Annotated in this window: 18 protein-coding genes; 3 read left to right on the top strand and 15 right to left on the bottom strand. The window is 38.9% G+C overall.

The genetic code is table 11. The annotated features are described in order from the left end of the window. Window position 1 precedes the first annotated feature (1 nt). From GFH32_RS06490 to GFH32_RS06480, 3 genes are read right to left on the bottom strand one after another with little or no spacing between them, the layout of a single operon-like run. Complete coding sequence (locus GFH32_RS06490; RefSeq protein WP_153510379.1) at window positions 2-1,417, bottom strand: glycogen synthase; 1,416 nt, start codon at window positions 1,415-1,417, stop codon at window positions 2-4. Window positions 1,418-1,420: 3 nt separating this feature from the next. Then, window positions 1,421-3,334 (bottom strand): 1,4-alpha-glucan branching protein GlgB, encoded by a 1,914-nt coding sequence (glgB, locus tag GFH32_RS06485; RefSeq protein ID WP_153510377.1) that lies wholly within the window; start codon window positions 3,332-3,334, stop codon window positions 1,421-1,423. A 27-nt stretch (window positions 3,335-3,361) separates the two neighbouring features. Next, on the bottom strand, window positions 3,362-5,821 hold the full coding sequence (locus tag GFH32_RS06480) for a glycoside hydrolase family 31 protein (protein ID WP_153510376.1): 2,460 nt from the start codon (window positions 5,819-5,821) through the stop codon (window positions 3,362-3,364). Between the two features lie 269 nt (window positions 5,822-6,090). Here GFH32_RS06480 and queA point away from each other — a divergent pair, with 269 nt between their 5' ends. Together queA and GFH32_RS06470 are read left to right on the top strand one after the other, a co-directional pair. Further along, entirely contained in the window at window positions 6,091-7,140 is a 1,050-nt protein-coding gene (gene queA / locus GFH32_RS06475; protein WP_153510374.1) for a tRNA preQ1(34) S-adenosylmethionine ribosyltransferase-isomerase QueA, read from the top strand. 74 nt (window positions 7,141-7,214) lie between these two features. Continuing rightward, the gene (locus GFH32_RS06470) at window positions 7,215-7,910 is read left to right on the top strand and encodes a 2-C-methyl-D-erythritol 4-phosphate cytidylyltransferase (RefSeq protein ID WP_153510371.1); all 696 of its coding nucleotides are present in this window, start codon (window positions 7,215-7,217) and stop codon (window positions 7,908-7,910) included. Between the two features lie 6 nt (window positions 7,911-7,916). Here GFH32_RS06470 and GFH32_RS06465 read toward each other — a convergent pair whose 3' ends face one another. From GFH32_RS06465 to GFH32_RS06420, 10 genes are all read right to left on the bottom strand, one after another. Further along, the gene (locus tag GFH32_RS06465; RefSeq protein ID WP_138090834.1) at window positions 7,917-8,069 is read right to left on the bottom strand and encodes a lmo0937 family membrane protein; all 153 of its coding nucleotides are present in this window, start codon (window positions 8,067-8,069) and stop codon (window positions 7,917-7,919) included. Window positions 8,070-8,342: 273 nt separating this feature from the next. Continuing rightward, window positions 8,343-9,110 (bottom strand): MBL fold metallo-hydrolase, encoded by a 768-nt coding sequence (locus GFH32_RS06460; protein ID WP_153510370.1) that lies wholly within the window; start codon window positions 9,108-9,110, stop codon window positions 8,343-8,345. Beyond that, the gene (locus GFH32_RS06455) at window positions 9,107-9,379 is read right to left on the bottom strand and encodes a hypothetical protein (protein WP_153510369.1); all 273 of its coding nucleotides are present in this window, start codon (window positions 9,377-9,379) and stop codon (window positions 9,107-9,109) included. Before GFH32_RS06455 ends, GFH32_RS06460 begins: the two co-directional genes overlap by 4 nt. 31 nt (window positions 9,380-9,410) lie before the next feature. Then, window positions 9,411-10,427 (bottom strand): glycosyltransferase, encoded by a 1,017-nt coding sequence (locus tag GFH32_RS06450; RefSeq protein ID WP_153510368.1) that lies wholly within the window; start codon window positions 10,425-10,427, stop codon window positions 9,411-9,413. A 1-nt stretch (window position 10,428) separates the two neighbouring features. Beyond that, window positions 10,429-11,379 carry a glycosyltransferase family 2 protein gene (locus tag GFH32_RS06445; RefSeq protein WP_153510367.1) on the bottom strand — a complete coding sequence of 317 codons (951 nt, stop codon included), beginning with the start codon at window positions 11,377-11,379 and terminating at the stop codon, window positions 10,429-10,431. A 64-nt stretch (window positions 11,380-11,443) separates the two neighbouring features. Beyond that, window positions 11,444-12,061 (bottom strand): DUF4199 domain-containing protein, encoded by a 618-nt coding sequence (locus tag GFH32_RS06440; protein WP_153510365.1) that lies wholly within the window; start codon window positions 12,059-12,061, stop codon window positions 11,444-11,446. 2 nt (window positions 12,062-12,063) lie between these two features. Further along, complete coding sequence (locus GFH32_RS06435; protein ID WP_153510363.1) at window positions 12,064-12,732, bottom strand: hypothetical protein; 669 nt, start codon at window positions 12,730-12,732, stop codon at window positions 12,064-12,066. 1 nt (window position 12,733) lies between these two features. Beyond that, window positions 12,734-14,002: a dihydroorotase gene (locus GFH32_RS06430; RefSeq protein WP_153510360.1), complete on the bottom strand. Its 1,269-nt coding sequence runs from the start codon at window positions 14,000-14,002 to the stop codon at window positions 12,734-12,736. Window positions 14,003-14,283: 281 nt separating this feature from the next. Continuing rightward, a complete protein-coding gene (locus tag GFH32_RS06425; protein WP_153510358.1) occupies window positions 14,284-14,850 on the bottom strand; it encodes a UbiX family flavin prenyltransferase in 567 nt (188 codons plus the stop codon). A 49-nt stretch (window positions 14,851-14,899) separates the two neighbouring features. After that, window positions 14,900-15,967 carry a substrate-binding domain-containing protein gene (locus GFH32_RS06420; RefSeq protein WP_153510355.1) on the bottom strand — a complete coding sequence of 356 codons (1,068 nt, stop codon included), beginning with the start codon at window positions 15,965-15,967 and terminating at the stop codon, window positions 14,900-14,902. 666 nt (window positions 15,968-16,633) lie between these two features. Here GFH32_RS06420 and GFH32_RS06415 point away from each other — a divergent pair. Next, window positions 16,634-17,284, top strand: coding sequence for an ankyrin repeat domain-containing protein (locus tag GFH32_RS06415; RefSeq protein ID WP_153510353.1), 651 nt, complete (start codon window positions 16,634-16,636; stop codon window positions 17,282-17,284). Here GFH32_RS06415 and GFH32_RS06410 read toward each other — a convergent pair. Next, the gene (locus GFH32_RS06410) at window positions 17,281-18,561 is read right to left on the bottom strand and encodes a DUF2851 family protein (RefSeq protein WP_160366908.1); all 1,281 of its coding nucleotides are present in this window, start codon (window positions 18,559-18,561) and stop codon (window positions 17,281-17,283) included. The two genes, GFH32_RS06415 and GFH32_RS06410, sit on opposite strands and share 4 nt — an antisense overlap. A 61-nt stretch (window positions 18,562-18,622) precedes the next feature. Then, window positions 18,623-19,678, bottom strand: a complete 1,056-nt coding sequence (gene ribD, locus GFH32_RS06405; protein ID WP_153510348.1) for a bifunctional diaminohydroxyphosphoribosylaminopyrimidine deaminase/5-amino-6-(5-phosphoribosylamino)uracil reductase RibD — start codon at window positions 19,676-19,678, stop codon at window positions 18,623-18,625. Window positions 19,679-19,734 lie beyond the last annotated feature (56 nt).

The following is a 19,734-nucleotide window of genomic DNA, read 5'->3' as shown; positions in this document are numbered from 1 at the left end:
ATCATCTAAGTAATTGGTTATATAAGTCAATATATTTTTGAGCAGATTGATGCCAGGAAAAGTCCAGTTCCATAGCTTTTTCTCTTATCTGATCAAATTGCTTTGCGTTAGAAATATAAGCTAAAGCCCGCGAAACCGCAGCTGTAGCCTGAGTAGAATCGACCTCGTCGAACACAAAGCCATAGCCTGCATCCTCAACATCGATAACCGTATCCTTTAATCCGCCAATTTTACGAACAACAGGAATGGTACCGTATTTCAATGCATAAAGTTGATTTAAGCCACATGGCTCTACTCTGGAAGGCATAATCAATAAATCCGACGCGGCATAAACCTGATGCGCCAAACCTTCATTGTAGCCAAAGAATGCTGCTAAACGACCTTTATACCGCTGCAATAACGCAGCAATATTATTTTGAATCGTTGCATCACCAGAGCCAAGTATAAAGATATTCAGCGATACCTTACTGTTACCCAAGAGATCTTCAATGATATCCGCTAAGATATCAGCGCCTTTTTCCGTTGCAAATCGTCCAATAAAGCTTAAAAGAGGCAATGCTGGATCCAAACCATATTGGGTCGATAGAATCTTTTTGTTGGCGAGCTTTCCTTCGTCAACTTGTGCTATTCCATAATTCTCTATGATTAGTTGATCTGTAACAGGATCCCAATAAGCCGTATCGATACCATTTACAATGCCATGTGATTTAGCCCGTTCATCATAAAACAGCGCCTGTAAGCCGTTAGCCTCTTTATATAGCTCTTCTAAATATCCTTCCGATACTGTAGTGTAAGCATCGCAGCATTTAATCGCAGTAGCTAAAGGGTTAATGACACCGTCCCAATCCAATAATCCCCATTTCCAAGTATCAAATCCTGGAAGCAAAATACCCTTGCTCCAACTCATCCAACCTTGATATTGTCCGTTATGAACAGTGAAAACTGTTCGAACCTCCGCTAATGATCTATATTCATTCGTAAAACGAATAAGAAAAGGTATTAAACCCACATGATGATCATGGCAATGAAGCACATCTGGACGAATATCATTGGTCTTTAGATAATGTAAAACTGCATGCTGGAACGCAATCCATTGTTCCGCTTCATCAGGATAACAATAGACTTCTTCACGATCCAATACCCCAGGAATGCGTATTAAATACAATGGAAAACCTAAGCTATCATTGCTTTCACGCAACACTTCATAGGATAGTAGTGACGAGCCTTGGTAGAATTCACCTTTTGCAACACTATCAAATTGATGATCCTGTGTAAATTTCCGATCAAAAAAAGGCATCATCACAGAAGCATCAACACCTAACTGGCGGAGGTATTTCGGCAATGAACCGACTACATCTGCTAATCCGCCAACTTTAGCAACTGGAAAACACTCGACACTAAGATGAATAACTTGCATAACTTATAAAACACGTTTAAACACTAAGCCCGCCAAAGGTGGGACATCTAATACAATAGACTGTTTTTGATTCATCCAATAAACCGATTCGGTTGCTACCTTTTTCTTTACAGCGACAGCACTACCGTTATATTTCGCATCGTCAGAATTCAAAACAAGTTCCCATTTGCCCTCATGTGGAGCTCCGACCCTGAAATTCCGACGAACAACAGGTGTAAGATTTAACACAACAAGCAAATCGTTCTCCTCGTCATGCCCTTTTCTAGCATAAACAAAGAGACTATTCGCATGATCAGCCATCTCAATCCAAGAAAATCCCTCTGGACTAAAAGCCTTCTCATACAACGCTGGATGATTTTTATAAACAGCGTTCAAATCCGACACAAATTTCTTTAAACCTAAATGGGGTTTAAACTGCAAGAGATGCCAATCTAAAGATTGGTTGACATTCCATTCCGATGTTTGCCCAAATTCTCCGCCCATAAACAGCAATTTGCTGCCACTGAAGGTGAACATATAGAGGTAAAGTGACCTTAAGTTAGCAAACTTTTGCCACTCATCGCCAGGCATTTTATAGATTAATGATTGCTTACCATACACGACCTCATCGTGTGAGAGTGGCAGCATAAAATTCTCCGTAAAAGCATAGACACCTGCAAAAGTCATCTTATCATGATGATACGCTCTGTTGACAGGATCCTCCTTGAAATAGCTCAACGTATCATGCATCCAGCCCATCATCCATTTCATTCCAAATCCTAAACCGTCGTTAAAAGTCGCCCGACTGACACCTGGCCAAGAAGTCGACTCTTCTGCAATAGTTTGGGTATTCGGAAAGTATTTATATACAGCTTCGTTCAATTCCTTTAAAAAGCGAACTGCTTCTAGATTCTCATTCCCACCGAACTCATTTGGAATCCATTCACCTTGTTTTCTCGAGTAATCCAAGTAAAGCATCGAAGCGACGGCATCAACACGTAAACCATCAATATGGTAACGATCCAGCCAAAAAAACGCATTACTGATTAAGAACGATTTGACTTCATTCCGACCGTAATTAAAAATATAAGATTGCCAATCGGGATGAAATCCCTTCTTCGGATCCTCATGTTCAAATAAATGTGTCCCATCAAATCGATACAGCCCGTGCGCATCTCCCGGGAAATGCGAAGGGACCCAATCTAGCAGAACTCCAATTCCCGCTTGATGCAAAGCATCAATCAGCCCCATCAATTCCTGAGGTCCTCCGTATCGAGAACTCGCCGCGAAGTAGCCTGTGATTTGATAACCCCAAGACGGATAATAAGGATGTTCCATAACCGGCATAAACTCAACATGCGTAAAGCCCATCTCCTGCAAATAGGGAACGAGTCGTTCGCCAATTTCCAGGTAGCTAAAGAAACGATCCGGATGATCAGGATCACGCATCCACGAGCCTAAATGCATTTCATAAACCGAATACGGTCGATCTAATGCATTCGTTTCTCTCCTATTGTACATCCATTCCGAATCCGTCCATTTGTACCAAGTCGTTGAAACAATTGAAGCCGTACTTGGTGGAATTTCAGTATGTAACGCAAAAGGATCTGATTTCTCTAAACGTTCCCCTTGGTTCGTTAGAATATGGTATTTATAGACTTCCCCGTTTTGCAGGTTAGGAATAAATCCTTCCCAAATGCCACTGCTATCCCAACGCACATGTAGTTGATGAGAATAAGGATTCCAGCCATTAAAATTTCCGATCACCGATACTTCCTTCGCATTTGGAGCCCATACCGCAAAGTATACTCCAACCTGCCCATTGATCGTTAACTCATGAGAACCAAATTTCTCATAGAGTTTGTAGTGCCTCCCTGATCTAAATAATGAAATATCAAAATCCGACAGTAAGCTATGTACTTGAACCGCTTCACTCATTATTAGGTTGTTTAAGAAATTTATTCTCTATTGAATTGTTATCTTTTTGAAATCACGGTCTAATTGTACGTATGACAGTCCTTCTGTATCTTTCTTCGATTCAACTTTTAAGCCATCAACAATGATATTGCTCGGCGTAAAAGGTAAACCAATTAGGTATAAATCAAATGTTGAATAGTTAGGTGTATAAAGCCCTTGTTCGCCTTGACGGATACTAACTCCGTTATTTCGTCCTTCGGCTATAAAATGCTTATCTATATAAACGTCTTGTTCGTATGCAAAAGTATCGCCATGATCAGAATAAACATAAGAATCGCAACTGTCCGCTGAAAAGTAATAGTTCAAACGAAGCGATTCAATCTTTTGCTCTCCCGTATATTGCATCACAGGGAATTCTGGAATAATGGCGCCTCCGCGAACGAAGAAAGGCATCTCATCCAACGGTGTATCGATTGTATGTTCTTGCGAACCCACGTACACCTTATTGTTGAAGTAATAATACCAAGTTCCTTCCGGAAGATAAACAATTTTACTTGCTTGACCTGGGTGTAAAACAGGAGATACTAATAAATGATCGCCGAAAGCAAACTCCTCTTCGCGTTGTAAATTCTTCGCGATATGCTGCTCTAACAGAGCGATCGGTCGTAGAATGGGATCACCATATTTATGTTGCTGCCAGAATACACTGTAGATATAAGGCAGTAACTTATACCGTAGTTCAATAAATTTCTTACAAATCGCTTCCCACTCTGGGCCAAAGCTCCATGGTTCACGATCGCGCGTATCTCCGGCAGAGTGCACACGCATAAATGGTGAAAACACCCCAAACTGCATCCATCTAGTATATAATTCCCCATCAGGTTCGCCAGTAAAACCGCCGATGTCCGTACCACAGAATGACATTCCGGAAACCGATAAACGTTGTAACTGAAGAGTACCAATGCGCAAATGCTCCCAAGTCGCGATGTTATCACCCGTCCAAACCGAAGAGTAACGTTGCGTTCCGGCATAAGCCGCTCGCGTGATCGTAAATGGTCGCTTATTGCGATATAACTTCTTTAAACCCTCATATGTAGCGCGAACCATTTGCATTCCATAAATATTATGTGCCTTTCGATGCGAACCGCGATGTCCATCAAATTGATGTCTGACATCATCAGGGAAAGTTCCGCGACCAAAAACAGCAGGCTCATTCATGTCATTCCAAAAACCAGCAACTCCATCATCAACTAAACCTTTGTAGAGCGTGCCCCACCATTCTCGAACCTCCGGATTCGTAAAATCTGGAAACTGACAGCGTCCAGGCCATACAAAACCTTCCATAAAATAATCGTCCCCTCTCCTACAGAAATAGTTGTTTTCCTTCCCTTGTTTGAATACCCAATACTGATCATCAACCTTAATTCCTGGATCAATCATCACGACCGTTTTGAATCCATCGGCTGCTAAATCAGCAATCATTTTTTTAGGATCCGGAAAATAACGTTTATTCCAAGTGAAACAACGGTAACCGTCCATGTAGTCAATATCCAAATAGAGTGCATCACAAGGGATTTCGCGATTTCTAAACTCTGTCGCGACATCTCTTACCTTTTTCTCTGGATAGTAACTCCAACGACATTGATGGTAACCAATCCCCCACAATGGCGGCATATAGTGCGTTCCTGTAATACTATGATAACGTTTTACCACGTCAATCATTTTCGGACCATGGATGTAATAATATTGTAACTCGCCACCTTCTGACCAAAAACTAGTTTGATCATGATGCTCCGCAGCAAAGTCAAAGAAAGTTTTAAATGTATTATCAAAAAATATCCCATAGGCATCACCTTGTGTTACGCCAATATAAAATGGAATAGTCTTATATAAAGGATCTTGATTAAAAGCATAAGAGTAGGTGTCTGAGTTCCAATTGCGAACTCTTCTACCGCGTAAATTCAAATTGGTCGCCTTATCACCTAAACCGAAAAACACCTCATCTTCTTGTGCTTCTTTCGTACAGTAAACATAGTACCCTCCGAAATCAACATTTTCCTCCCAGTGCATCGCCGCAAAATCTGCGTTTAACACCTTCTCTTCCGCACTTCCGAAGGAAATATAGAAATTATCCTTTTGAATGAAACAGGTAACCGCATTGGTTTTTACCTTATAATGGGTATCCGATTCCTCCAATAGATAATTTACGTACTCATCAGGTTTATTACTGATAGCGTAGGAGAAATCAGCTAAAAAAACACCTTCCGGTGCTAAGCGAACGCGAATAATCTCTTCCGAGACCACCAGCACCTCCACCTTGGCGCGTCCATCGGTAAAATAAAATACATTACGGTCTTGGGAGTACCCCTTCACCGCAGTTAAATATTGCTTTTCAATTCTTGGCAAATCAAGAACAGGATTGTTCACATGTTGCATTCCGTCTTCTAGAATCTCAGGAATAGGAACGATTTCGTTTGCAATACCCTCTTTTTTGGTTGTATCAGCCATGTTATATTAGTTCAAGTTGGAGATATTAACAGTTTTTTGTTCGACTTAAATTACGATATATTTTAGAAAAAGCAATATCGCGAATAGAAATCTTTTGAATATCTCAAAAAAAGAGCAACTCGAAGACACAATTACAAGAAGATTTCGTTAAGGATTTGTGAAGGAAACATTTGACATATTAAATACATAAAAATGTTTACCTTTGTAAGCCTTATTAAATTCTAGCCCCAGTAAGGCTAGAGGGTCTAATATTGTCATTATTTTTTAGAATGAAATTATCACAATTCAACTTTAATCTACCTGAATCTTTACTCGCTTCTGAACCCTCTGAACAAAGAGACGAATCGCGTCTTATGGTATTACACCGTGACAGTGGAAAAATTGAGCACAAAATCTTCAAGGATGTTTTAGATTATTTTGATGATAAAGATGTTATGATCTTAAATAACACCAAAGTATTCCCTGCCCGTATGTACGGAAACAAGGAAAAAACAGGTGCTACGATCGAAGTATTCTTATTACGCGAATTAAACAAAGAACTTCGTTTATGGGATGTTTTAGTTGATCCTGCTCGTAAAATCCGTGTTGGAAATAAACTATATTTTGGTGATGACGATTTACTTGTTGCTGAAGTTGTAGATAATACAACCTCTAGAGGCCGTACTATCCGTTTCTTATTTGATGGTACTGACGAAGAGTTCCGCAAAAACATTGAAATTCTTGGAGAAACTCCACTTCCTAAATACATTAAACGTAAAGCTACTCCTGAAGATAAGTTCCGCTATCAAACAATTTATGCGAAAAACGAAGGTGCTGTAGCTGCTCCAACAGCTGGCTTACACTTCTCGAGAGAGTTGATGAAACGTTTAGAGCTAAAAGGTGTTGAATTTGCTGAAGTAACATTACACGTTGGTTTAGGAACTTTCCGTACCGTTGAAGTTGAAGATTTAACCAAACATAAGATGGACTCCGAACAATTCATCATTACCGATGAAGCGGCAAATCTTGTGAACAAAGGAATTGATGCAAAACGCAGAATTTGTGCAGTTGGAACAACGTCAATGCGTGCTATTGAATCATCTGTATCTGCCGATAGACATTTAAAATCAGCGAACGATTGGACAAGTAAATTTATTTACCCACCTTACGATTTTAGTATCGCGAACTCGATGATCACAAACTTCCACACACCTCAATCAACACTATTGGTAATGATTGCTGCTTTTGCGGGATATGAAAACACGATGAACGCATACGAAGTAGCAGTAAAAGAAAAATACCGCTTCTATTCTTATGGTGATGCCATGTTAATCATCTAATGATTCGCATAAAAGATAAATAAAAGGAGGCTAATGCCTCCTTTTTTATTTTCTACTAGATATCTTTGTGAGCTATGAACAATAACTTTGCAATCATTGTAGCTGCTGGTACGGGTTCTCGTATGGCGAGCAATCTTCCTAAGCAATTTATGCTGTTGGATGGAAAACCTATCCTAATGCATACTATTGCTAAGTTTTCAAATGCCGATGTCAATGCAAAAATAATCATTGTGCTATCGGAAGACATGATGAACTATTGGGAAGAACTGTGTCTCGAATACCATTTTGACATACCGCATGCGGTATGTGTTGGGGGAAACAGCAGATTTCAAAGTGTGAAAAATGCAACTTCATTTATCCAATCTCACTATCACCTATTAGAGAATGATGTTATCGCTGTCCATGATGCTGCTAGACCGCTAGTCAGTACAAGCTTGATTGAACAATTATTTCAGGCTTGTCATAGTAAACAGGCAGCGCTCATTCCTGCCGTACAAAGCAGTAACTCGGTTCGGCTTGGGAATCAAGAACAAAGTAAATCGATTGATAGAAATGACGTATGGCTGGTTCAGACACCTCAGGTTTTTGAGGCTACCCTATTCCAAAAGGCTTACGAACAAGAGGAAGACAGCAACTTTACAGATGATGCTTCTGTAATAGAAAAAATGAGCAATAGCATAACCATCATACCAGGGGATTATAAGAATATTAAAATCACCCTTCCTGAAGATATCGCTATTGCTCAGTATTACTTAAACAGTTCTAACTAAGAACTTTTAAGCATTTCCTCGTATAATTCTTAATAAGACAACAATAATTGCAATTACTAATAAAATGTGGATAATACCACCTGTCGCGTAGCCACCAAAAAAACTAATGGCCCAAATAATAACTAAAATTACAGCGATTAAATACAAAATATTTCCCATAGTAGTAAAGTTTTGATTTGTTATAAATTAATTAAACATATTATCAACTTTCTAACAACTTAGGAGTTAAAAGGTTTGCGAAAGAGTTGTTTTTAGTAATTAAGTTTCAGCCTTAAAAGAGATAACTTATTGATAATCTTATTTATAAAATAAAAATATATAAGCAAGATTTGATACAGTAAAACAAAAACCAGATAGGCTAATGCAATGAATTTGAAGGTCTATTACTTTTCTTTACTTTTTTTGAGCGCATAAGAGCGCGCCTAAGACAAGTTAATCTAATTCGATAACCATATTATCAAAAGCAACATAAACTCCATCAGGGAGTTCCTTTTGTATATCCTCATGCTTTCCAAACCGATGACTAATATGGGTTAAATATGTCTTTTCTGGAGCTATACGCTTCGCAACTTCCAAAGCTTCTTCTAGCGTTAAATGAGAAATATGGGGTTCTTTCTGTAATGCATTTAGCACTAAGACTTTCACACCAGCAAGCAATTCGAATGACAAATCCGAAATCGTCTTGGCGTCGGTGATATATGCAAAATCTCCAATACGAAATCCAAGTACCGGCATTTTAAAATGCATAACCTCGATCGGCAAGATTAACTCGCCATAAAGTTCGAAGGCTTCAGCCGCATGTATCTCTTCCAATTCCAGCTGAGGAACGCCTGGATATCTATGCTCACTAAAGGCATAGTAGAATTCCTTTCTTAAAGCATCATGAGTCGCTTTGTTCGCGTAAATAGGAATGGATTGTTGTTGTTGGTAATTATACGCACGTACATCGTCGAGACCAGCAACGTGATCTTTATGCGAATGCGTCATTAAGACAGCATCCAAGCGATCTACACGTTGACGTAACATTTGATAACGGAAATCAGGACCTGTGTCGACTACGACCGTATGTCCATTATATTCGAGCAGAATAGACGAACGAAGGCGATTGTCTTTCTTATCTGAAGATTGACAAACTGGGCAATGACAAGCAATAACTGGCACACCCTGAGAAGTTCCTGTTCCTAAAAATGTTACTCTCAAATCGTTTCTAAAGTCTTTTTTATATTTGCGTAAAATGGCTGAAGTTTTTCACTAATGAGTGACTCCTCCACTTCGATACCTTGTAATATCTGTAACAGTGACTGCACTTTCATATCCACACTGGAAAATCTGTTAACAACCACAACTTTTGAGGTTTGAAGAATACAGGCTCCGGTGCGAAACGAACCCTTCTCATAACGTAATTTGAATCCCAAATCACTAAATAGTACCTCTAACTTATCTAAACTAGTTTGTGTAAGTGCAATCATATCTTAATATCGACAATATAACAAAGGCCAGTTAAACTGTCAATTTTTTCTTGCTTTTATTCGCAAGCGTCACATTAAAGTATTCGGACAAGAATCCAAGCCCATAAGCGATTAATTGTGTATAAGCGGCAATTACTGCGAGAAACGCTACTTTAATACTTCTACAGACAATCAATGCATGTATAAAAAGCAAAATCGTATAGATGAACATAAAACTGTTCCCAATCCAACCTAACCAATTAACAATGTTTATTTCATTCATCGTCAACAAATTGATGGCATTAATCATGATCAATCCAAACACGGCGATCGCAAATACTGCAGGCAATGCGTGAACAGGCTTAAGTTCAGCAGGATAGCGCTGCCAGATATCTATTCTTCCTTTTCCGAAGTTAAACGTCTGCTTGTAGAACTGATTGAAATTTGCGCGGCGCTTATGATAAACAAAGGCCTCTGGAATCAATCCCACTTTAAAACCTTCATTAATCATTCGGATACTGAACTCAATGTCTTCCGATCGTCTCGATAGTTTGAATCCCTGGGTTTTCTCCCAAACCGCACGCGAAATACCTAAGTTAAAGCTACGCGGATGAAACTGACCAACATGCTTTTTATTTCCTCGAATTCCCCCTGTAGTAAAAGGGCTTGTCATGGAATAGCTAATCGCTTTTTGAATCGATGTAAAGGAATGGTGTGCCGCATCGGGTCCACCGAAAGCATCCCATTGATCGCGTTCCAAACCCTGCAATACTAGATTCAAATAGTCTTTTGGAACAATAATATCTGAATCGAACACAATAAAGAAATCTCCCTTGGCCCGCTCAAATCCGTAGTTTCTTGCGAAGCCTTGGCCTTCATTTTCTTTGAAGAAGTAATGCACATCCAATTTATCCTTGAAACGTGCAACAATATCCTCTGCCGGTTTCGAAGAACCATCTTCAACAATGATTACTTCAAAATCTTGATAAACCTGTTCCGTTAAAGAAGCTAATAGTTCTTTAATTTCGACAGGTCGATTGTAAAGAGGAATAATAATCGAAAAGAACATGTTAAATGACTTGGTCGATATGGTATTTATTTCTGTCAGAACCGTTACGAGCAACTAGCTCAGCAACAAAACCCGTTAAGAACAATTGTGTTCCTAATACGATAGCCACTAAAGACAAGAAGAAAAGCGGTTGATCGGTTACATTTCTGTAGGCCGTTCCATTCGCAATACTCATCAACTTATCAGCGATTAAGTAAATCGTAATAAAGAAACCTAATAAAAAGCTAATCACGCCTAATGGACCAAAGAAGTGCATTGGACGCTTCGCAAATTTTCCAACAAAAAAGATGGACATCAAGTCTAAGAAGCCTTTTACAAAACGACCCGGACCAAACTTCGTTGTGCCGTACTTTCTCGGAAAATGCTGTACAACTTGTTCTTGAATTTTACTGAATCCCGCCCACTTAGCAAGCACCGGAATATATCGATGCATCTCGCCATAAACTTCAATGCTCTTCACCACATCTTTTTTGTAGGCTTTAAGTCCACAATTAAAATCATGAAGATTATCGATACCCGACATACTACGTGTCACTGCATTGAATAACTTCGTAGGAATTGTCTTCGTTAATGGATCATAGCGTTTTTTCTTCCATCCAGAAACTAGGTCCGCATCTTGGTTCATGATACGATCATATAATTCTGGAATCTCATCAGGGCTATCTTGTAAATCGGCATCCATTGTAATCACGACATTACCTTCAGCGGCTGCGAAACCAACATTTAAAGCGGCCGATTTTCCGTAATTTCTACGGAATCGAATTCCAGTCACATGTTCATTTTCAGCTTTTAGCGATTTGATAACCTGCCAAGAACGATCTTTACTACCATCATCAACCATGATAACTTGATATGTAAAGTTATGTTCATCCATTACCCGTTTAATCCAGGCAACCAATTCAGGAAGTGATTCTTCCTCGTTATATAGGGGTATAACTACTGATATATCCATAATAATAAAAAGCAAAGGTATCATTTTCCAATGATACCTTTAGCATATAAACGTTTACCTTTATTTAAGAATTTTGATTTTGCCAAGGGTGAGCATTATCAGATGCTGCAGGACTTTGGAAAATTGGCTTTTCTCTTTTGAAAATCGCCGCTAAGATTAAGGATAACACGAAATACATCACGATCGTAATCGCTAAACCCTTAAGAGTTTGACCAATTGTCATCTCCGATAAAGCATTTCTTTGTTGCTCCAACATCTCTATCGTATTGTCGATATTCTCGTCTTGTGCACCAGTTGCTTCCATCGTCTCAATCGTCATATTAATCGTATTATCGATTGCTTCTTGTTGTAAACCAGGGTTAACCATATTCCAAATGCTGACACCCGCAGTACCAATCGCTGCAACGATAGCCATCATAATGAAAATGTTCTTTAAAGCATCTGAAAAGCTCCAATAACCTCCAGCTGCCTTTCTTAAGGAGATCACAAAAAACACAGCCACGATTAAAAAAACGGCGTAATTAATAAATCCCGCTGCTGCAGACGACGTAAACAAAGAAGTCGCTGACTTCGTGATATATAAAGAAATAATCGATAGAATAAAGGAAATAATCCCTAAGATTACTCCTTGGATAATCGCTTTCTTTTTAACTACTGCTGCGTTGTCGATTGTCTCGTTCATAATTATTTATTAAAGTTTATAATTAATTGGTATAGCGCCGTATCTAATGACTTGTTCAAAGCATTCGCCTCGTATTCAGCTAACTGCTCGTCGCTAGGCTTTGGTTCACTAAAGAAACCAACTAAAGGATAAAATATTTCAAATAATTCTTCATCCTCATTTACTGTCTTTGCTACTTTAGCTACCGCCGCAAAATCACTCTCTATTAGAATCTGATTGGCGATTACCTTCTCGTAAATACGGTATTCATCTTGAAACTCATCCTCCTCGACCAATAAGAATTCCTTCAAGAAATCCTCTAGCGAAGGTTCAATTTCGTCATCCGCACATTCACGAAGATACAATAAGATATTCAACAATTCCGACCCTCTGTCGATCGTGTCTTCTTCAATTGCCTCCCACTCTTCCGAATCTAAGTAATCTTCTTCTAATTTCTCTACATCTGCAGCAAAGAAATTTATCATCAATAGATCGAATGCGTATTCGCGAAGCTCTTCAAAATGCTGCTCGTCATCGAATACCGCATCCATATCAGACACTTTATCCATAAAAGCTTTGTCTGATTCGAACACATTGATCAACGCAGCAGAAATACCTGCGCCGTCTAACTCTTCGCTTTTTGCGTATGAATTGATACTGGCCTCTAAAGCCTTTTTAACTTTCTTATCCATATTAATCGTTGATTAAGATTTGATTATTATTAATCACTGCAAGCACCTTGCCTGCTAATTCTTGTCCAAATAAAGGACTGTTTGCCGATTTTGACTTGTTTGTTTTTCCGTCAAAAATCCATTTTTTATCCGTACTAAAAATAACTAAGTTGGCCGTTGCCCCCTCCTCTATTTTCGGTTGCTCTATATTTAAAATAACACGTGGCCCAACAGAAAGTTTCTCTACAATTGCTTCTACAGTTAATCCAGCTTTTACCAATAGTGGTAACACGGTTTGAGAAGCAATAATTCCATTGTAAGCAATTTGAAATTCTACATTTTTGAATTCGATTTCATGTGGAGTATGTTGAGAAACAATCGCATCGACTGTCCCATCCTTTAATCCTTTCAATAATGCTTTAATATCCTTCTTCGTGCGTAGTGGAGGATTTACTTTCAAGTTACTATCAAAACCTTTCACTTCTTCATCTGTAAACACGAGGTTATGTGCTGCAACATCACAAGTAACTTTCAATCCTTTTGCTTTCGCTTTCTTGATAAGTTCTACCGATTCTTCCGTAGAAATTGTGCTGAAGTGTATTGGCGCCTCGTTGTATTCCGCTAAGAATAAATCACGAGAAACCATGATAGATTCCGCTAGATTAGGGATTCCTTTCATACCTAAATAGGTACTCACTTCGCCTTCATTCATTTGATTTCCGCCACCAATCGAATCATCTTCCGGATGTGACATAATTAATCCATTGAAACCCTTCGCATATAACAATGCACGCCCCATGAGACCAGCTTGCTGAACACTATGGTTTCCATCAGAAAATGCGATAGCGCCTGTCTGTTGCATATCATAAAGCTCCGCTAGTTCCTTTCCCTCTCTCTTTTTACTAATTGTTCCAACGGGATACACATCCACGAGATTACCTTTCGCGGTGTTGACAATTAATGCAACTTCCGAACGGCTATGAATTGGAGGGTTTGTATTCGGATGTACAGCCACCGCTGTAAAACCTCCTGCCGCAGCTGCTGCAGTTCCTGTTTTTATATCCTCTTTAGTTTCATAACCTGGTTCGCCGAAATTCGTATTCAAATCAAAAAAACCAACCGACAAGAAACTATCCTTCGCATCGATCACCTGCAGCTTCTTATCATCCGATTGGATGTTTTTAGCAATCTTTTCAATCTTACCATTCTTAACCAATACATCCACCGATGTCAAGTGCAAAGGATGCGATGCCGAAACTAATGTTGCAGAAGTAATTAATATTGTAGCCATGAAGTATGTTGATAATCTAAAATTTGCGAAGTAAGTTTTGTTTGCTTAGGAATGAAAGCAATAACCCTGCAGATCGATCTTTTCCAATGAGCATTTTGAAAAACCTTCTGCATACAGAAAACTGTGTTTAGCGAAGATGGGTACAGCTGTTTCATTAAAAAACAAAAGTACAAAATCATTCTAATAGATTAATAAAAAGTTTTTAGGATTAGCGCCAAAAGTTCAACTTAAATACGCGCTAACGGATTAAACCGATCAATTCTCGAGATAAAATGGCTTATTTATTCACCCCAGCGAAAGGTATCTAAATCTAACCCAGCCATATCAAGTATGCGATCAATAACCGTTGCGGCAAGCTCTTCAAATGTTTGTGGACGGCTATAAAAGGAAGGCGATGCTGGACAGATGATGGCCCCTGCTTGCGTTGCCAATTGCATATTCTGGATATGAATAAGATTTAAAGGCGTTTCGCGGGTAACTAAAATCAACTTACGTCGCTCTTTTAGGATCACATCGGCTGCCCGGGTTGTCAAATCAGAAGAAATTCCCTGCGCGATTCTTGCTAATGTCCCCATAGAACAAGGCACGACAATCATCGTATCAAACTTTGCTGAGCCCGATGCAAAAGGCGCCATGAAATCATTCTTTTGGTAGAACTTAAAAGGATAATTATTGAACGATTGATCGTCTAGCTCAAACTTCCAAACATCCTTAGCATTATCAGACATGACGATGCCAACTTCTGCGATCTGATCTTTCAACTGCATCAGTTTATCTAATAACACCTTTGCATAGATAGAGCCACTAGCACCCGTAATTGCTACTACGATCTTTTTCTTGTTCGCCATTGTGCAAAGCTAGGAAAAATACAACAGTTCGGGGAAACACTTCATTACTCTAATTTTCGTAAAAAAGATAGTTCTCTTTCGTCAGGATATCAATAGGCATAGGTTTGAATCCCTCCAAGCTTTCCTTTTTCAAGAAATAGCGATAAAGATAGTTCAACGCAAAGTATCCTTGTTTATCGGGACGCTGACAGATTAGAAAATCAACGACGCCATTCGCGAGGTACTCGACGTTTGAGGACAGAAAATCGAAACCAATGATCGGCGGTTTTTTAATTTCTGGATGATCCGCATAAAATCGTCCCAGAAATGCTACACGAGAATTGGTAAAGAAGATAAGATTCGGATCGTGCTTTTTAATGTTAATCTTTAATTCTAATTCAACTTCCTCATATTCGTTATAAGGGATATCAACAATATCAATCTGAATGGTTGGATCGAAATCATGTAAATATTCTTTAAACCCATCGATTTTTGTACCCAAATAACGATAATTCTCAATCCCTTTAGCGACGTTTAGCACTAAAATTTTCGAGTTCGATTTAACAAGATAAGAAGTCAAATTGCCCGCAAGTCTGCCGGTACTGTATAAGTCTGGTCCGATATATCCCATCGTAGACTTTGTCGGAATATCCGAATTGATATAAATCGTCTGCATATGTCGTTGATGACATGCATGCACAAAATCTTCTGTTTCTTTCACGAAGATGGGCGCTATAACCACAGCAGTAAAATTTTCTGCCAATAGCTTTTGTGTTTCCTTTTTGAAAGTCGACACATCCTCCTGATCATAGAGAAAGATTGTTGTAACGATTCCAAATGGTGCCAATTCTTCCTTACCCTTGTTAATCCCTTCTAGGCATAGCGCCCAATAACCCGTTTGAAACGAAGTTTTCGGAATGATAACGGCAACATGTATATTATTTTTTACAGATAAGCTTCGTGCGAATAAATTAGGTTGGTAATTATGCTCTTTAATGATCGCTAGTACACGCTCCCGGGTAGCGTTCGAAACATCCTTTCTATTATTTAGTACTCGATCGACAGTAGCAATGGAAACATTTGCCAGTTTAGCGATATCCTTAATTCCAAAATGTTTCTTTTCTTGCTCGATTGCCATAAAATTTTGTTCTTGATAATAGATTGCGCGATTTGAGCAGGCACCTTAAGCGCGCTCTTCGGTGATGCAATTCGGAATTAAAACACGAATTACCCAAATATATCATCTTGCGGATAAAGTCCAAAATTCGAAATCAAAAACAGATTCAAATCTGAATAAAATATGTTACAAAATTAGTGGGAAATATTGCTCAAACGATTTAAATGGATATCGAATTGAAAAGCATCGATAATCAGAATCATAACCAAATTATTAAAGCAGGCATTCATCGGCGATGCACGTATCGATTGAAAATAAGCTTGTCATTCTTGATGATAAGAAAGCTGCTGAAACATCCTAAAAACGCAATCTTATGGAAAATTAGGCGATAAAAAAGGGTCGAATAAAAAATATATTCGACCCTACATCTACCTATGAAAAACATGCCCTTGGGGAGGGCAATACAAAAGTAGTTATTTCGTGAAAATATATATAGGGTTACTTAATAAAAAAGGGTATTTGTAGCTAATTATCTACAAAATTTAAATGATGTTCGTAAACGTTAAAAAAGATTTGTATATATACAGCGTAAATCCTGCTAAGAAAATTTAGGAAATTATAGAATAATCCCGCTAAGAACTCAAATTTAACTTTTTTTTATTTATTTCGTAATATAAAAAGCCCTCTATGAGTTTGACAGTTTTGGAAGAATATATTGAAACAGGGAATCATCAAGATCTTGATTTATTGCTAAGCAAAAATCCGGATCTGCTTAAGGAAAGTACGAGTCATGAGATTTCTCCCTTACTCCTTGCCTGCTATTATAATAAATCACAGATCGTACAGGTTATGTTGAAATACATATCAAGTATTACGATTCATGAAGCCTGTGCTGCAGGGCTAGCGGAGCAAGTTCGCTTTATGCTTGATCAAAAACCTGATGTAATTAACGAGATTTCCGTACACGGATTTTACCCATTGGGTATAGCCGCTCATTTTGGCAAAGAGGAAATCGTGAGAATGCTATTACTGAGCCATGCAAATCCGAATGCCTCTTCAACCAATGGCTATCAAGTCTACCCTATTCATGCTGCATTAAGCGCACAGCAACACAATATCGTAAAAATGCTAATCGAGGCTGGTGCTGAAGTTAACGTGATTCAAGCTTCGCGAACTACACCTTTACACCTGGCGGCTCAACAAGGCAATATCGATTTGATTATTATTTTACTCGAACAAGGCGCAGATATCAGTATCCGCAACGATTTTGGTCAAAACGCGTCTGATTTAGCTGCCGAAAAAGGCTTTCAAGACATCGCAGAGATTCTAAAAGCTTAAATACCTTTCACGATCGAAGCGCCAATGCCGCAGTGCAAACAGCGCTTCTTTTCGCAATATTCTTTCTGCAATTGCAGTACCGCTTGACTATCCATTGCCGATTGCATTGAAAACCCGAGTTTCCGATATATGGCTACGATTCTATTCGACTCAACAGGCACTTGCTCTAGCCAATCCAAAGCTCTCTGAATCAAATTCGAATCTCCAACATACTTCCCGTAAGCGAATAAAATAAGCGAAAAACTATTAATGACAAGTAAGTTGAAAAAATCATCAGAAATCGCTGTGCTATGCACTACTGTCTCCTTCTTAAAATGGTAATGATTAATCCAAAATTCGGGGACTTCAACTAACGCAATTACATTTCGTATTTCGGCTAATGATTCTGTCGTCGTTAGCCAGGCAAACCAAGACCTATTATAAGCAAATAACGCCGCTAGCTGACCCAATTTAAATGTAGGAAAATTAGCAGGTCGCATACGCATGAATTTCCATTGATAAATGGACATCTGTGGAAGCTGATATAGTTTTGCGAAATACTGATATTCTTTCTTTAAACACTGAACATAGGGATCCCGTTCGAATCCGCAAGCTAGAAAACCAGCTTGCCCAAAGAATAAGGCATGTATAATCGTTGGTTTATTCGCAAATTTCTTCAGTAGATTAATATTCAACAACATACCCAACTCGATGAACGCCATCTTGTTAACCTTCATCCCAAATGCCGCAGCAATTAAAACCATACTAACGCGCTCCCAATCCCCGTTCGTTTCCTTTAAGTGTTCTAGCACCTGCATATACCTGGATTCGAAACGCTCAACTAAAGTCCTTTGCAGCACTTGGTATTGAATATGCGCGGGTACATTGTCGAAATCATAAGCACAAGGAATCGAATTAATATTTTGTAGCAATCGATTTGCGTTCAATAACACCTTCTCTTCGATCAACTCACACAACCTTAAAGTCGGAATTTCTGAACCGTCTTCCAAGCAATAGGGCTCATCACCATTCCAAACCACATGTAGCATAACCGTGTTGTATACTGGATTTTTAGAATGACCATGCAATCGCCAATCTTTCGCGGCAACATGAATCTCAATATGACCATACAAGTAAACACCGTCAAGTAAGATCAACGCTTGATGAAAATCAGGACCAGCATCTTCATTTAAGATACCTGGTTGCAGAATCCGCAAAGACTGCCCCTTCGATGTTAATAAAAGAAGCTGCCGGAATAGGCGAAAGCGCCAAATAAAGTGGAGTATATCTTCGGACACATGCACATCCGAAAATACCAAGTCAAGGTTAAGCTAAGGGAAATTTACTATTAGGATACGATTATTTATGAGGAACGAAAGTGCTAAGTACATCTGAACCTATTTTTTCAACAGCAATTTCCTGCCCATTGAATTTCGGTGCTTTGACGCCTGTCTCCCATGATTCAGTTGATTGAAAAACGCGAGCCTCATCCCAAAGTCCTGCCTCAATAAACATATCCAAAGTTTTCTTACCACCTTCGATAATAACCGATTGTATATCCATTAAATATAATTGACATAGAATCTGTTGGGGTAGATAGAGATCAAAATTTTCTAATTCGACATATTTTAAATGTCCTTGCCAATCGGTTTTAATCGCATTAAAAACAATCGTTTCTGCCTGATCGTTTAGTATAGAAAAGTCAGGGGGTACGGCAAGATTTTTATCAATCAACACACGCTTGGGATTCCTTCCCTGCCAGTCGCGAACCGTCAAACTGGGATTGTCAACGATTGCTGTATTCTTACCAACTAGGATCGCATCTTCTTCAGCACGCCATTTATGAACCAGTTGCTTGCTGGCCACGTTGCTAATCCACTTTTGACTTGAATCTATAGGTGCAAAGAAACCATCAGCAGTTTCTGCCCACTTCAAAATGATATAAGGTCTTGATTGTGCAATCTTGGTAAAGAATCGACGATTTACCCATTTCGCTTCAGCTTCTAGAACGCCTACTTCGGTCGCAATACCTGCATCTTGAAGTTTTTTCAACCCTAATCCATTCACTTTGGCATAAGGATCTAAACAGGCTATTACAACTTTTTGAATACCCATTTCAACTATTAGATCTGCACATGGTGGTGTTTTCCCAAAATGTGCACATGGCTCCAAACTAACGTATATTGTACTGCATTTAAAGCGTTCTAAGGCTTCGATTTCACCAAACTTCGCGATGGCATTATTTATTGCATTAACCTCCGCATGTGGCCCTCCATAAGGCGAGGTATAGCCTTCTCCGATAATCTGATCTTCATATACGATAACTGCACCGACCATTGGATTAGGACTTGTTTTCCCTGCCCCTAAAACAGCCAATTCTAGACAGCGCTGCATATAAACTTGATCATTCATCATGGAACAAAACTATTAATTATATCGATAAAAACACAGATTTCTGTTGAATTTTGTAG

It is taken from the genome of Sphingobacteruim zhuxiongii (assembly GCF_009557615.1).
GTDB lineage: Bacteria > Bacteroidota > Bacteroidia > Sphingobacteriales > Sphingobacteriaceae > Sphingobacterium > Sphingobacterium zhuxiongii.
Note: the sequence above shows the minus strand (reverse complement) of the source record. Positions and strands in the feature narration are given on the sequence as shown.

What these genes read in the sequence shown, in the direction of transcription:
- GFH32_RS06420 (WP_153510355.1), bottom strand. Translation starts at nt 15,967, where the DNA reads ATGGCAATCGAGCAAGAAAAGAAACATTTTGGAATTAAGGATATCGCT.
- GFH32_RS06455 (WP_153510369.1), bottom strand. Translation starts at nt 9,379, where the DNA reads ATGATTGCACTTACACAAACTAGTTTAGATAAGTTAGAGGTACTATTT.
- GFH32_RS06430 (WP_153510360.1), bottom strand. Translation starts at nt 14,002, where the DNA reads ATGGCTACAATATTAATTACTTCTGCAACATTAGTTTCGGCATCGCAT.
- GFH32_RS06450 (WP_153510368.1), bottom strand. Translation starts at nt 10,427, where the DNA reads ATGTTCTTTTCGATTATTATTCCTCTTTACAATCGACCTGTCGAAATT.
- glgB (WP_153510377.1), bottom strand. Translation starts at nt 3,334, where the DNA reads ATGAGTGAAGCGGTTCAAGTACATAGCTTACTGTCGGATTTTGATATT.
- ribD (WP_153510348.1), bottom strand. Translation starts at nt 19,678, where the DNA reads ATGATGAATGATCAAGTTTATATGCAGCGCTGTCTAGAATTGGCTGTT.
- queA (WP_153510374.1), top strand. Translation starts at nt 6,091, where the DNA reads ATGAAATTATCACAATTCAACTTTAATCTACCTGAATCTTTACTCGCT.
- GFH32_RS06440 (WP_153510365.1), bottom strand. Translation starts at nt 12,061, where the DNA reads ATGAACGAGACAATCGACAACGCAGCAGTAGTTAAAAAGAAAGCGATT.
- GFH32_RS06470 (WP_153510371.1), top strand. Translation starts at nt 7,215, where the DNA reads ATGAACAATAACTTTGCAATCATTGTAGCTGCTGGTACGGGTTCTCGT.
- GFH32_RS06490 (WP_153510379.1), bottom strand. Translation starts at nt 1,417, where the DNA reads ATGCAAGTTATTCATCTTAGTGTCGAGTGTTTTCCAGTTGCTAAAGTT.
- GFH32_RS06465 (WP_138090834.1), bottom strand. Translation starts at nt 8,069, where the DNA reads ATGGGAAATATTTTGTATTTAATCGCTGTAATTTTAGTTATTATTTGG.
- GFH32_RS06425 (WP_153510358.1), bottom strand. Translation starts at nt 14,850, where the DNA reads ATGGCGAACAAGAAAAAGATCGTAGTAGCAATTACGGGTGCTAGTGGC.
- GFH32_RS06415 (WP_153510353.1), top strand. Translation starts at nt 16,634, where the DNA reads ATGAGTTTGACAGTTTTGGAAGAATATATTGAAACAGGGAATCATCAA.
- GFH32_RS06480 (WP_153510376.1), bottom strand. Translation starts at nt 5,821, where the DNA reads ATGGCTGATACAACCAAAAAAGAGGGTATTGCAAACGAAATCGTTCCT.
- GFH32_RS06445 (WP_153510367.1), bottom strand. Translation starts at nt 11,379, where the DNA reads ATGGATATATCAGTAGTTATACCCCTATATAACGAGGAAGAATCACTT.
- GFH32_RS06435 (WP_153510363.1), bottom strand. Translation starts at nt 12,732, where the DNA reads ATGGATAAGAAAGTTAAAAAGGCTTTAGAGGCCAGTATCAATTCATAC.